Source organism: Woeseia sp. D3-10 (assembly GCF_055809415.1).
The window spans coordinates 2,241,119-2,254,377 of record NZ_JBVVTW010000007.1; the positions used below are offsets into that span (position 1 = coordinate 2,241,119).

The window sequence follows — 13,259 nt, forward strand, 5'->3', positions numbered from 1 at the left end:
TTTCGGGGTAACATGCCGCGTATGCACACCAACGACCTTCATCTTGAACTGAGTCAACAGATAATTGAGCTTTGTAAGCGTGAAGCGTTTCCGTCCGGTAAGCGCTTGACCGAACGCGGTTTGGCAGAGGCCCTCGGCGTATCCCGGTCGCCGGTGCGTGGCGCACTTAAATACCTGGCTTCCCGCAACGTCGTTGCTGCGAAACCTGGAAGTGGCTACATATTGAAGCGCTCCGGCATGCAGCTTGATACGCAAAAGGCCAAATTGCCAATTGCCGGTGTGGAGAACCTCTACCTGCAGTTGCTGCAAGACCGGTTCGCGGGAGGGCTACCCGACCAGCTCAGCGAGGCTGACCTGTTGCGGCGTTACGAAGTTTCGCGTGGCACTTTGCAGAAGGTACTGAACAGGCTGTCAGGGGAAGGGTTTGCGCACAGGAGCCGCGGCCACGGTTGGGTCTTCCACGAGGTTCTGAATACGGTTGAACGCTACCGTGCTAGCTATGAAGTTCGTCTCGCAATAGAGCCGGCGGCAATTCGATCCAAGAATTTCCGCCCCGATGCCGAACGACTGGCGCGATTGAAGCAATTACATGTCAAACCACCGGGCGGCGGTAGCCGGCGACGACATTCCGGAATTCAGCTGTTCGAGCATGATGCTGAACTACATGAGACCATCGCTGGGTTTTCCAATAACCAGTTCTTTCTGGAGATAGTTCGCCACCACAACCAGCTCCGTCGCATTGTTGAGTACGAGTCTTTTGCTGTGGATGAGCGAACCCAAGAGTCCAGCGATGAACACATCCAGATCATTGAAGCGCTTGAGCGTGACGATCGCGTTTGGGCGGCAACTCTGATGGAGCGACACTTGTTGCTAGCGCGTGATTCGATCGCTGTGTTTCCTGCGCAGAAAAAATCGAGCAAGGCACGCCGTTCCCGGTAGTCCTGTCGTCGCGTCGAGCACTTTGCGTGACGTACTTCTTCCCGAGCTTTTTACTTTCACCCGTTAATTGAGCAGCCGGTCTTGCCTCCCTGTGCGCCGGCACAATGGCCGCGTGCTTGCGTTTGCGATCATTTGGTATTATAAATACTGAAAAGACCACATTGAAATCGGGGAAAATAGCTATGTCTGCAGTCGATCCGGAACGCTGGAGCAGCAAGGATCTGAAGCATCACCTGCATCCTTTTTCCGATGGCAAGGAGCTTGCCGAACTCGGCGTGCGGACGATTACCCGTGCTAAAGGCATCTATTACTGGGATGGCGATGGCAATCGTGTACTTGATGGCATGTCAGGCCTGTGGTGTGTAAACGTGGGCTATGGACGGCAGGAGCTCGTCGATGCCGCCAGCCGGCAAATGAGTGAGCTGGCCTACTACAACACCTTTTTTCGGACGACAACGCCACCGGCGACCCAGCTTGCGGAGACAATCAGCGAGCTTACGCCTGGCGACCTAAATCACGTCTTTTTTACCAATTCAGGATCCGAGGCGGTAGATACGGTCGTCAAACTGGTGCGGTTCTACGGCAACCTGACCGGCCAAACCACGAAAAAGCTGATCGTCTCCAGAGATTATTCATATCACGGTGTCACCATGGCCGCGGCCAGCTTGTCCGGATTGACGGACATGCATCCGCAGTCAGATCTGCCGTTGCCTGGAATCGCGTCGCACATCGGGGGTTGTTACCCGTACCGTTTAGGTACAGGGATGTCCACCGATGAATACGGTTTGAAGGCGGCTGCGTTGCTCGAGGATCGCATCCTCGAACTCGGGCCCGAAAGGGTCGGTGCATTCATCGGGGAGCCGGTCTACGGCGCGGGTGGCGTAATGGTGCCGCCGGCAACCTATTGGCCGGAGATTAACCGCATTTGCAAGAAGTATGACGTACTGCTGATCGCCGATGAAGTGATTTGCGGCTTTGGGCGAACTGGCAACTGGTTCGGTTCGGATACATTCGGCATCAAGCCCGACATGGTCACCTTCGCCAAAGGTTTGTCATCAGGTTATTTACCGGTGGCAGGCCTCGCGGTCAGTGACCGTATTGCACGATTGCTGCTGGAGTCGGGCGGCGAATGGGTACACGGTTTTACCTATTCAGGACATCCAACCAGTTGTGCAGTGGCGCTCGAAAACCTGCGGATCCTCCGAAGCGAGCGCCTGGTAGAACGAGTCGGGACGGATATTGGTCCGTACTTCCAGCGCAGCCTTGCCAGCCTGATAGACCATCCGTTGGTCGGCGAGGTGCGCGGTATCGGTCTGCTAGCTGCCGTCGAGATGGTTCGCGATAAGGAAACACGTGAACCCTTTGACCCGGCACTGGGTGTGGCTCGTCGCTGCCGGGAATACGCACTTAGCCGCGGACTCGTAATCCGTGCGGTTCGCGACAGCAACGTCGCCGCGCCGCCATTCGTCATCACGCGAGCAGAGGTTGACGAACTGACTGATATCTGGCGTGCAGCTCTCGACGATACCTTAGCCGACTTGGTCGATCACGTTGCTTGATAAGCGTCATGTCGAATTCGGGACGCACAATAAAACGAAGAACGATTAGCACATACAACTTCAATTTACGCACCATGACATTCAGTACCGGATGTCTGCACAGGGGGTTCGAAGTATGAAGACGACAGGAATACATCATGCGATTGTGATAATTAGTGCATTCGTCGCAGTGACACAGGTCGCTGCTCAACAGCTCGACAACGAGCGACAGGATAATAGTGATGAGCCCCAACTAGAGGAGATAGTCGTACTCGGAAATGCTTCACGATTACCGGACTCGCTCGCCTCTTTCGCGGGTTCTGTAAGTCGGATCAGTTCGGAAGAAATTCGCAATGTATCGGCAATTACTAACGACATTTCGCAGATCTTGGCACTGCAGGTGCCGGGAATTGGAATTTCGGTTCGGGGGTCCGCATCAAATTTCGATCAGTCCATTCGAGGTCGAGTGCCGTCGATCCTTATTGACGGCGTGCCGGTAGGTACTCCTTTGCGTGACGGCCGTCACGACGTGCGCTCGCTTTCTCCACAAAGCATTCAGTCAATTGAAGTGATCCGTGGGTCGAGCGCATTGTACGGAAATGGCGGAGGCGGAGGCGTCATAAACTACATCACCAAGCGTGACTTCAACGAAGAGATTGCCTGGCAAACAGAAGTAGGAACAGAACTGTCCTTGACATCCGTTGACGAGAGTTTGGCGCCGTTTTTTCATCAGACTGGCAGTGGCAGAATCGGCGCAATGTCGTTCAACGCCGACTTCTATACAGAACGAACTGATTCATTTTTCGACGCAGGTGGTAGCCGCATCCGCCCCAACCCGAACGGAGAGGGTGGCCTTGCTGAATCGGATATTCACAGTGCATTCCTGCGCCTAGGTTACACCTCCGGTTCGCAATCACTTGATGGTAGCGTCCTTTTCTACAATCAGGAGCAGGACTCAAAGTTCAATATTCTCGTCCCAGGCGACCCCAGCAATGAAATCCCCGTATCGGTTGAGGAAGGTCCGAAACTGCCAGGACAGGGCAATTCGTCAAACCAGAACCTGATGTTGAATCTCATCTACACGAATGACGATGTGCTCGGTGGTTCTATGCGGGCCCAAACGTATTATCAGGACTACGAGAATGTGTTCGAGTATGACTGTTGTTATTTTCCCGGCGGAGGACAGACGCGAGTCATCTCCGAAAAGAACGGCATCCGCCTCGATTTTAGGACGCCGCTTACCTTTCTAGATGCGGATGATGCCAACGTACTTTGGGGCGTGGATGTCCTTAATGACGAAACCGGCCAGAATCTGACTGATGGTCGAACGTGGGCGCCACTAGTGAAGCAGTCGAGTGTCGCAGGTTTTCTTCAGGCGTCTTTCTCAATCTCGGATGCATTCAGTGTCAATGCCGGTTTTCGTTACGAGGCCATTGATATCTCCTATCCGGGGTTTGTAGGGATATTCAGTGGTGTGGACGTGCCGCCGGGTGAAAGCGACTACACTGCGGATACTTTTAACATCGGGCTTACCTACGCGCTTAGTGACAAGATTAACGGTTTCGCAGCATTCTCACAGGGCTTCTCAGTTGCCGAAGTCGGTCGTGTATTGCGACAGGCGAACGAGTTTACAGATTTTTCGACCGCGAGCCTCGAGGCTTCAATTGTAGACAACTACGAGATTGGCCTGCGCTACGAAGGTGATTCTGTGTCGATGACGGTGGCTACATTCTTCGCAGAATCCAATCTTGGTACAGCAATTACCAATGACCTACGCATCGTGCGCCAGCCGGAAGAAATATACGGCGTGGAAATTGCCGCTCATGGTCAACTTGGACCCGATTGGGATTTCGGCACTACCTTTACCTGGACGGGAGGTCGCAGGGATTCAAACGGCGATGGTTCTGTAGATCGCGACCTTGGTTCGAACCGCGTGAATCCGCCGAAGTTGACGGGCTACCTAAACCATATCCTAAATGACACGTGGAGCTTGCGTCTGCAAGTGACTCACTCGGCGGGCAGGAACCTTTTCGAGGAGCGACTTGCATTTGCCGAATCGCCAGTAGAACCCTTTACACTTGTCGACGGATCGGCCAGTGCCAAACTCGGGAATCGAGGACGTTTAACGCTGGGAGTTTCCAATCTTACAAATGAAGACTATTTTACTGCCGCCTCGTATTATTTTTACGATGCGAGCGTGTTCTCAAAGGGCAAAGGTCTTGGGGCGCGGATCGCCTACTCGATCTCCTACTGAGCCAGTGGGCGAGCGGGACCTTTATGGTGTCCCGTTCGCTGCTCCTTCTTGACTTACTCGCGCATGCAGGTGGAAGCCATAAGTGCTTTGAGCTGTCGAAAGCACTCCTGATGCGCCTGGGTAGTGCAAGCGGAATCATGTCGATTTGTCGCGCAAATCTCACGGCGGCAGTCTACAGGGCGGGTGGTTCCGCCGGTGCTATGCCAGCGCTAGCGTACAGACCATGAAACCGTGAGGCACGGACAGGTCATTGCGTCGCGCTGATATTCCGCGCAACGTGCGACTCGGCCTAACGAAAACCTGAGATGCGGGATGCTTGTGAACTAGGCAACATGCCGATGCTGGCGCGCCGTGTCAGGTATAGATGCCGGCTACGGTCAATGATTTGGGCTGGACGAGGTTGGCTCATGCTCTGGCCCCGCGAGAAGCACCGGCAAAGGATGGGTTTCCGCTGTGCACGAATACTGTGATCGCTCGCGGTGGACTGGCGTTTGCTTTGGTCGGCGACTTTGCGCTGGCGACGAAGCTGATTGTCAGTACGTTGTGATGCTTGTCAAGGCGAAGTCGCGCGTACTCGAATACCGATTGCAAATGGTTTTTTATGCTTATAAAATACCATTTGGTTGTGAGGCTGCGGCCAATATCGACAATGACTAACAGCAGCGAAGCCAGCTCAAATAAGGAAACTTGACATGCTGAAAGCGAGAACCCTTGGGTACTACGAAAAAGGCGCCGCAGCCTACCGTGTCTGCCAGACAGACCCCCGATTCGGTTTCTTCATGTACCTGCCCACAGGGTTTACGTTGCAATCTGCGGCCGAAAGCAAGGTTTGTGTTCTGGTGCATGGGTCTGCCAGAACACCGCATACCTACAGGGACAAGTTCATCGACTTCGCCGAAAAGCACAACTGCGTCATCGTTGCCCCGATGTTTCCGATCGGTATTACGGATCCGGAAGACGAGTCGAGTTACAAGTTCTTGAAGGCGGACTCGCTGCGATACGACCTTGTCTTGCTTTCCATGCTTGATGAAATTCAGGAGCGATACGGAGTATCGACACAGAGTTTTATGTTGCACGGGTTTTCCGGTGGTGGTCACTTTGTTCACCGTTTCTTTTATTTGCATGCCAATCGCGTCTGCGCGTTGTCAATCGGCGCGCCTGGGATGATCACGCTGCTCAACCCTGACATAGACTGGCACTGTGGCATCGGTGGTATGGAAGATATGTTCGAGCTGCCTATCGTCTGGGACGAAATGCGCTCGACGCCCGTGCAAATGATTGTCGGATCGGAGGACACGGAGACCTGGGAAATAACCGTCGAACCCGGCAACCGCTACTGGATGCCGGGCGTGAACGATTGCGGCACAACCCGCATCGATCGTTTGACCACGCTGCGCCGCAGCTTCGAGGCTGCCGGAATTCCGGTGCAATTCGATCTGGTGCCTGGCGTCGGTCATAAGGGGTACGACATTTTGGGACCGGTGAAGTCTTTCTTTGCCAAGCACCCGGGAGCAGCCTCGTGATCGATGCATTTCCACTGATTGAACTTGAAGGTGACGCAGAGATGCGCGGTCTCGCTTACGGGCGCGCGGCCGGCGACCGGATCGAACGCGGATTGCAAATCTACCGTGACGATTTTTCCCGCCGAAACTCTTCGTGGAATGCCGTTCTCGCCACTGCCCGTCAATACCTCCCGGTACTCCAGAAATTTGATGATGACCTGTACCAGGAGATCGGTGCGATAGCACGCGGTGCAGGGCAACCGATTGAAGCCATCGCACTGTTAAATGCCCGCACTGAGCTTGGTATCGGTACACACGTTTCCGAGGAGTGCACGGCGGCACTCGCATTGCCCGCAGCAACGGCGGATGGTCATGTCCTTCACGGTCAGAACTGGGATTGGCGTCCGGGGTGCGTATCGACCGGCGTGGTCCTGCGAATCAATTGTGGCGATGGACATCAGGTACTTACGTTTTGCGAGGCAGGACAACTTGCACGACACGGATTAAACAGCGCCGGAATCGCATTGACGGCCAATGGCCTCCAGACTCCGGATGACCCCCGCAGCGATGGTATACCCACACCATTGTTGCGCCGGCGCCTGCTGTTGAAACGATCACTGGCAGAGGCTGCCACTGTGGTTTTCGAAGCACAGCATTCCTGTTCTCATGCGTTGACGATCAGTCACTCGGATGGCGAGGCCTACTGCCTGGAAACGACACCTCGCAAAATGTACTGGCTGCTGGCCGAGCATGCGCTGCTTACGCACGCGAATCATTTTAAGACGTTGGATGCCCGACTAACCGAAGTGGACTTGAGTCTGGCACGGCATCCCGAATCTCTCTACCGTGACAGCCGTACCTTGGCAACGCTCCGTCGCAATCACGGTGCAATCACCGTAGAAACATTCAAGGAAGCATTTGCCGATCGTTACGGCTGGCCAAACTCGGTTTGCCGCCCACCGACCGAGCGTGCGGATGATGCGGAATCGGCAACCGTAGCCAGCTTGATTATGGATACCACTGACCGCAAGTTGTGGATTGCCCCGGCCCCGTACGTCGAAGCAAATTATACGGAATACGGACTTGCCTGATTTAATCCCGACCCGCTTTGCCTTTCTATATCTGTTTTGCTTCGCATTCGGTGCCGGGGGCGCATCACCAGCTGACAGCCTAAGGCTGGCAATCCAGGTTGATATCCGCGGTCTGAATCCTGGTGTTACCCGCGACGGTGACACAGACACGGTTCACCAACATATATTCGAATCTTTGGTCGCGTACGACGCCGAGCTGAACGTACGACTGATGCTCGCGGAGAACCTAAACGTATCGACCGACGGCAGACGATACGAGTTCACCCTCCGCGAGGGTATCACTTTCCACAACGGCGAATCGCTGACCGCGAACCACGTCGTTTGGAACTGGCAACGAATGCTGGACCCCGCAACCGGTTGGCGTTGCCGAACCTGGTACGACGGCAGCAATGCCGCCGGCGTGAAAATCGAATCCGTCACCGCACCGGATAACAGAACTATCGTGTTCGAGATCGAGCAACCGTCATCCGTGTTTCTGGATCGCATGGCGTACGTGCAGTGCTTTACTGCGATTCTGCATCCCGACAGCATTGATAGTGACGGTGAGATCCGCCGGCCACTCGGTACAGGCCCATACCGCCTGCGCGAATGGCGTCGCGGAGAGTTCGTCGAACTGGAGCGCTACCAAGGTTATAGGCCACGCAGCGATGAACCGAGCGGATTTGCCGGCCGCAAGCGTGCGCTTATCCCGGTCGTCCGCTTCATGATCATTCCGGATGCTGCAGTTGCCGAAGCAGCCCTGTTGAGCGGCGACATAGACATCCTGACAAAGGTGCCACTACACCTAGTGTCACAGTTGGCGCGTGTACCTGATGTGGCAACGGCCTCCACACCCCAACTCTATTGGATGGCATTGCTGCTGCAATCCGCGGACCCGCTTTTGGCCGACTCGAGAATTCGAAAAGCGCTGGCGCACGCTATCAATATTGATCAGGTCGCGGCGATCGCCACCTTTGATCATGCTAAGGGCAATCCATCGGCCGTGCCTCGCACGAGTCGTTTCCATGATGCAGCACATGACCGGGCCTTAGCCTACGACCCGGAAAAGGCTCGAAAACTGTTGGCTGCAGCGCGCTATGACGGCAGCGAGCTTCGCTTACAGACAAATCGAAAGTTCCCCGCGATGTTCGATTCGGCGATCGCCGTGCAGGCGATGCTAACGGCGGTGGGGGTAAATGTGCGCCTTGAGGTCCTCGACTGGGCAACGCAACTGTCGAACTATTTCGATGGTGATTTTCAATTGATGTCCTTCGGCTATTCCGGGCGCACGCATCCAGTTTTGAATTACGCAACGATACTTGGCGACAAATCCCAGAATCCCGCCTACCAGTGGGGTGACCCGCAGGCTTTGCAATTGCTGGCCCATGCATCGCGGACTGATAACGAGTTGGAACAGCGCAAGGATTTCGATCACTTACATGGTTTGATGATCGAGCAGGTTCCTATACTGGGCCTCTACAATGAATTCCAGGTCGACGCAGTACGTGGAGAGGTGCGTGGCTATGAGCCGTGGCAGCTCGGCCGCCCGCGACTCTGGAACGTAACGAAGAACGGGGAGTAGTCAGTAGTGCTCCGCTATATCACCGCCAGGCTCCTGCTGACGCTACCGACTCTCCTGGTCCTGTCTGTCATCATCTTTGTGCTGATCCGTTCGGTACCGGGTGATCCGGCAGTTTTTATGATCGGCGACCTGGCCGACCCAATTGCACTCGCTGAGGCACGCACGGCACTGGGCCTTGATAAACCCTTTTTCGTGCAGTATCTGCTTTGGCTGCAAAACGTGCTGCAAGGCGATCTTGGCACTTCAGTGATGACGGGCCAGCCGGTTGCCGAGGCAATTGCCAGTCGGTTTGCGGTAACGGCCCAGATTGTTGGCATTGCATTGTTGCTGGCGTTAGTTATCGCGGTACCGGCGGGCATCTATGCCGCGTGGCGACAAAACCAGCTGGCGGACATAGGCACAATGTTTCTGGTCAACCTTTGCTTGTCGATACCGAGCTTCTGGATGGGGTTGTTGCTGATCCTCGTGTTTGGCATCTATCTTGAATGGTTGCCAACGGTCGGCTACGTGTCGTTGACACAGGACCTGGGTCAGGGCCTGCAATACCTACTGCTGCCGGTTTTCTCGATTGTCCTGGTCGAAGTCGGGTCGCTGACGCGTATGATGCGCGCCAGTACCATCGAGGTACTTCGCCAGGAGTACGTGACGCATGCGCGCGCGAAAGGCTTGCCCGAGCACATCGTACTGAGCCGGCATGTGTTAAAAAATGCCTTCGCGCCTACACTCACGCTGACGGGCCTGATGCTCGGTTCGCTGCTCGGTGGCGTTGCGGTCATCGAGACAGTGTTCACGCTCCCGGGGATAGGACGACTGCTGGTAGACAGCATTTATGCACGCGACTACGCCATCGTGCAGGGCGTACTATTGTTTGTCGCCTTGATCTATGTGTGCGTCAACCTGCTTGTTGACATGCTCTACCCGTTGTTCGATCCAAGGGTGCGAATGTGACGGCGTTCGCTCCCTGGTGGCTGCGGCGCCCCAATGCCGCCTTCGGCGGCGCGTTGCTATGTGGTGCCGCTGTTCTGACCGCATGGGGCATCATAGCGCCACCCTTCAGTCCGATTGAGCTCGACTTTGCCGCGCGCCTCGACGCGCCGTCCGCCATTCACCTGTTCGGCACCGACCAATTTGGACGTGACGTATTCAGCCGTGTATTGACGGCCACCGGCGTCAGTTTGTATGTCAGTTTGTTGACCGTTACCTTCGCCACCGTTGTGGGAACGGCTATCGGGGCATTTACCGGTTTCCACGGCGGCTGGGTCGACCGCGGGGTAATGACCGTCATGGATGCGTTACTGGCTTTGCCGAGCATCCTCTTGGCTCTGGTCATCCTCAGTATTCTCGGCCCAGGCAAGCTTGGTGTCGTGTTGGCACTCGGTGTTGCGTACACGCCAAGCGTGGTCCGTGTTGTGCGCGGAACAGTGTTGTCAATTCGCGAACAGGAATACATAGATGCGTCGCGCGCGATGGGCAATTCCGCTGTCTACACCATAGTCAGGCATGTCATCCCGAATTGTTTCAGTTCACTGACCGTGCTTGCGACTGCCTTTTTCGCGCTCTCGATACTGACGGAAAGTGCGCTCAGTTTTCTTGGCCTTGGCGTCCCTCCCCCGTACCCGAGTCTTGGCGGCATGATTGCAGACTCGCGCACTTATTTCTCGATTGCCCCATGGCTTGCGATATTTCCCGGCGTCGTCGTCTCTTTCTTGTTGCTGGGATTCAACCTGTTCGGTGACGCTGTAAGGGACCGTTTTGATCCTAGGATGACGGGGCTGTGACGGACGTGCTACTCACAGTGGATAAGCTGACCGTGCAGCCGTTGCAGGACGCGGCAGCGTCGGAACTGGTCAGCAAAGTGTCGTTTGCAATTGCACCGGGCGAAATCTATTCGCTGGTCGGTGAGTCCGGGTCGGGAAAAACCATCACGTCACGCGCGATCCTTGGCCTGCTGCCGCCTGGCCTAACAGCGACCGGTGGTCGTATCGTATTCGACGGGCATGATTTGCTCGACTGCCCGGTCGGGGAACTGCTCAAGGTGCGGGGCAGGCGGATCGGGATGGTGTTCCAGGAGCCGATGACATCGCTCAACCCTGCTTTGACGGTAGGCAGGCAACTGACCGAGGCGCAGGTACGGCATTTGGGGCTCAGTGAGAAAGAGAGTAGATGCGCGGCAGTCGACATGCTGGAAAAAATGCAGGTACCGGACGCCGCGCAAAGCCTTGCAAAATATCCACATGAATTTTCAGGCGGCTTGCGCCAAAGGATTCTGTTGGCGGGCGTACTCGCCTTGCGCCCGTCGCTAATAATTGCCGACGAGCCGACAACTGCACTCGACGTGCTGATCCAGAAGGAAGTACTCGACTTGATGGTTTCTGCAGTGCGGGACATCGGTAGTGCGGTGCTGCTGATTACGCACGATCTCGGCGTGGTCGCGAAGTACGCAGACCGAGTTGGCGTTATGCAGCGCGGACGTCTGCTCGAGGAGGCTCGCACAGAGGACCTGTTGCACCAACAACGTCAAGATTACACACGAGAACTCTTCGCCGCGATTCCGGTACGAGACCACGCCGCCACTGCGGCTGTTGCACGACGATCATCCCTGGTTACCGTGGAAAACCTTGCGGTTGACTACTTTCGCCGTCGTCGCCTGCCGTGGCGTCCACGGTTGGCGACGCGTGTTCTCGAGCACATTGATCTGACTGTGCATGCTGGCGAAACCGTGGCGATTGTCGGTGAATCGGGCTCGGGAAAGACGACGCTTGCAAAGGCACTGCTCCGCCTTGTTCCGACCGCTGCCGGTACGATTAATTTTCTCGGCGAGGACATAACCAAGGCCGGTGGCAGAGCATTGCGGAAGCTGCGGCGTCGCATGCAGATTGTGTTTCAGGACCCGTATTCAGCGTTGGACCCGCGAATGCGCCTGACCGATATTGTTGCGGAAGGCTTGCGGCATCTCGAGCTCGATCGCACGGAAACGGCAAGACGGGTACACGAAGCCCTCGATGACGTCGGTCTCGACGGCTTCGGGATGAGATTTCCACATCAGTTATCCGGTGGGCAACGGCAGCGCGTGAACATCGCGCGTGCGCTTGTGTCCGGGCCGGAGCTCGTGCTCGCTGACGAGCCGGTCTCGGCATTGGACGTCACAGTGCAGGCGGAAATTTTACGGCTATTCACTCGCTTGCAGGAGAAGCATGGGTTTGCCTGTCTGTTTATTTCCCACGACCTCGGTGTCGTAGAGCAGATCGCCAGCCGGGTGATGGTGATTTATCGCGGCCAGCTCGTTGAAATTGGCACGCGTAACCAGTTGTTCGATCGCCCTCATCATCCGTATACCTGCGCTTTGTTGAACGCGGCACCGCGCTTGGTCCGTGCGGACGGTGAATACCGGCTTGCGCCAGAAACAGCGACTCAGCGGGTGCCCGGACCGGGGCATGATTACGATGGCTGGAATGAGCGGCCAGCACGCAGGGAAGCCCGGCTCATCTGTGTCGACGATGAACACTACGTGTCGGCTTACCCGACACGATCAATCAGCGCGGAGGTGAAGTTGTGAAGGTTACCGTGATTCAGATGAATTCCAGGGACGACAAGGCTGCAAACCTGGAGCAGGCCGCTGCATTGATCGGGGAAGCAGTACAGGCGACTGCGCCCAACTTGGTGAGTTTGCCGGAGCTGTTTACCTACTTGGGCGGGACCGTTGAGGGGGCAAGGGATTCATCGGAACCTTTGCCGGATGGACCGGCGTACCGGATGTTGCGCGATCTTGCACGCGAACACGGAATTTACGTGCATGGCGGCAGCCTTAACGAGCGGGACGGAGACCGCTATTACAACACGACTGTGGTGTTCGATCCGCGAGGGGAACTTGTCGCCAGCTATCGCAAGATCCACATGTTCGACGTCGTGACCCCAGACGGCAAGGTATACAAAGAGTCGGCCACCTACGCGGCCGGCGAGGACATAGTGACCTTTGATATCGACGGTATTACCTTCGGTTGCACGATTTGTTATGACGTGCGATTCCCGGAACTCTACACGCGTCTGGTGAACGCGGGTGCGCAGGTGCTGTTCATCCCGGCGGCGTTCACGCTGATGACCGGCAAGGATCACTGGGAGGTGCTGTGCCGCGCGCGGGCAATCGAAACGCAATGCTACGTGCTCGCAGCCAACCAGACCGGCCCGTATATTGAGGACAATGTGCCGCGTGACTCGTGCGGAAATTCGATGGTCGTCGACCCCTGGGGCATGGTCATCGCTCGTGCCCAGTATGGCATCGGCTATTGTTCGGCAATTCTCGATTTTGACCGTCAGAAAAAGATCCGCGCCGACCTGCCGTCACTGCGCAATCGCGTACTCACAGGATAGATGGTC

10 protein-coding genes are annotated in these 13,259 nt (G+C 56.0%); all 10 read left to right on the top strand.

Annotation, left to right across the window (positions count from 1 at the left end):
* The first annotated feature begins 12 nt into the window (after positions 1–12).
* The 10 genes from AC0L8N_RS10485 to AC0L8N_RS10530 all read left to right on the top strand — a co-directional run bounded on the left by AC0L8N_RS10485 (position 13) and on the right by AC0L8N_RS10530 (position 13,253).
* The gene (locus tag AC0L8N_RS10485; RefSeq protein WP_473667595.1) at positions 13–939 is read left to right on the top strand and encodes a GntR family transcriptional regulator; all 927 of its coding nucleotides are present in this window, start codon (positions 13–15) and stop codon (positions 937–939) included.
* Between the two features lie 182 nt (positions 940–1,121).
* The gene (locus AC0L8N_RS10490) at positions 1,122–2,498 is read left to right on the top strand and encodes an aspartate aminotransferase family protein (RefSeq protein ID WP_473667596.1); all 1,377 of its coding nucleotides are present in this window, start codon (positions 1,122–1,124) and stop codon (positions 2,496–2,498) included.
* A gap of 115 nt (positions 2,499–2,613) precedes the next feature.
* Positions 2,614–4,731, top strand: a complete 2,118-nt coding sequence (locus AC0L8N_RS10495) for a TonB-dependent receptor (protein WP_473667597.1) — start codon at positions 2,614–2,616, stop codon at positions 4,729–4,731.
* A gap of 692 nt (positions 4,732–5,423) precedes the next feature.
* Positions 5,424–6,254 (top strand): alpha/beta hydrolase family protein, encoded by an 831-nt coding sequence (locus AC0L8N_RS10500; RefSeq protein ID WP_473667598.1) that lies wholly within the window; start codon positions 5,424–5,426, stop codon positions 6,252–6,254.
* The gene (locus AC0L8N_RS10505; RefSeq protein WP_473667599.1) at positions 6,251–7,324 is read left to right on the top strand and encodes a C45 family autoproteolytic acyltransferase/hydolase; all 1,074 of its coding nucleotides are present in this window, start codon (positions 6,251–6,253) and stop codon (positions 7,322–7,324) included. The genes AC0L8N_RS10500 and AC0L8N_RS10505 overlap by 4 nt, the downstream gene beginning before the upstream one ends.
* Positions 7,325–7,535: 211 nt before the next feature.
* Entirely contained in the window at positions 7,536–8,885 is a 1,350-nt protein-coding gene (locus AC0L8N_RS10510; RefSeq protein ID WP_473670121.1) for an ABC transporter substrate-binding protein, read from the top strand.
* Positions 8,886–8,891: 6 nt separating this feature from the next.
* The gene (locus AC0L8N_RS10515) at positions 8,892–9,833 is read left to right on the top strand and encodes an ABC transporter permease (protein WP_473667600.1); all 942 of its coding nucleotides are present in this window, start codon (positions 8,892–8,894) and stop codon (positions 9,831–9,833) included.
* A complete protein-coding gene (locus tag AC0L8N_RS10520; protein ID WP_473667601.1) occupies positions 9,830–10,663 on the top strand; it encodes an ABC transporter permease in 834 nt (277 codons plus the stop codon). Before AC0L8N_RS10515 ends, AC0L8N_RS10520 begins: the two co-directional genes overlap by 4 nt.
* Positions 10,664–10,680: 17 nt before the next feature.
* A complete protein-coding gene (locus AC0L8N_RS10525) occupies positions 10,681–12,441 on the top strand; it encodes a dipeptide ABC transporter ATP-binding protein (protein ID WP_473667602.1) in 1,761 nt (586 codons plus the stop codon).
* The gene (locus tag AC0L8N_RS10530) at positions 12,438–13,253 is read left to right on the top strand and encodes a carbon-nitrogen hydrolase family protein (protein WP_473667603.1); all 816 of its coding nucleotides are present in this window, start codon (positions 12,438–12,440) and stop codon (positions 13,251–13,253) included. Before AC0L8N_RS10525 ends, AC0L8N_RS10530 begins: the two co-directional genes overlap by 4 nt.
* The last annotated feature ends 6 nt before the right edge of the window (positions 13,254–13,259 follow it).

Coding starts and splice junctions, on each gene's coding strand:
- AC0L8N_RS10485 (WP_473667595.1), top strand. CDS start 13: ATGCCGCGTATGCACACCAACGACCTTCATCTTGAACTGAGTCAACAG.
- AC0L8N_RS10490 (WP_473667596.1), top strand. CDS start 1,122: ATGTCTGCAGTCGATCCGGAACGCTGGAGCAGCAAGGATCTGAAGCAT.
- AC0L8N_RS10495 (WP_473667597.1), top strand. CDS start 2,614: ATGAAGACGACAGGAATACATCATGCGATTGTGATAATTAGTGCATTC.
- AC0L8N_RS10500 (WP_473667598.1), top strand. CDS start 5,424: ATGCTGAAAGCGAGAACCCTTGGGTACTACGAAAAAGGCGCCGCAGCC.
- AC0L8N_RS10510 (WP_473670121.1), top strand. CDS start 7,536: ATGCTCGCGGAGAACCTAAACGTATCGACCGACGGCAGACGATACGAG.